Source organism: Oleiphilus sp. HI0086 (assembly GCF_001635225.1).
In genome coordinates, this window is sequence record NZ_LWFZ01001175.1 from 1 (window position 1) to 646 (window position 646).

General features: G+C 44.4%; 1 protein-coding gene. It reads left to right on the plus strand.

Translation table 11 applies throughout. The annotated features are described in order from the left end of the window. On the plus strand, positions 1 to 631 hold a 631-nt coding region (locus A3756_RS20515; protein ID WP_197481428.1), incomplete at its 5' end, for a TonB-dependent receptor. Positions 632 to 646 lie beyond the last annotated feature (15 nt).

The window sequence follows — 646 nt, forward strand, 5'->3', positions numbered from 1 at the left end:
TATTAGACTTCCCGAGTTAAATGAAATGTATGGTGATCGCGGGTTCACTTTAGGCAATGAAGACCTTGTTGAGGAAAAAGCCCTAAACACCGATATTAGCCTTAGTTATCAGTCAACCAGAACATCCGGTACGCTCGCTTTGTTTTATCGTGATCTTAACGATGCCATTGTCACTATTTACAACTCGCGAGGCATTGGCAAACCGCAGAATCTTTCTAAAGCGCAAGTGATCGGTATTGAAGTCAGCAATGAGCTTCACTTATCGAATTTTGTCTGTATTAATTCGAACCTCACCTTCCAAGATACTGAAGATAAATCTAACTCTAGAGCCTTCAGGGGGGAGTCCTTGCCGGGCGTTTATGACTTTTCCGGAACTGTTGAGATGCGGGTTGCCGACCAAGGGCGTTCGGTTGGCTTGGAATATGTACGGCAGTCGGGTGGTGTTTACGATTCAGCTGGTGTGGCCGAACTTCCCGACGTTAAGCAGGTTAACGCCAGTCTTGGCTTTAAAAGTGAAAAAGATTCACTCGAATTTAAAATTAAGAATGTTAGTGGTCAGCGTGTAAGCAAATACAACCGATTCCCAGGGCCCGGGCGTCAGTGGTTTGTTTCTTATGCTCATCAATTTTGATCGATAGTGTGTAAA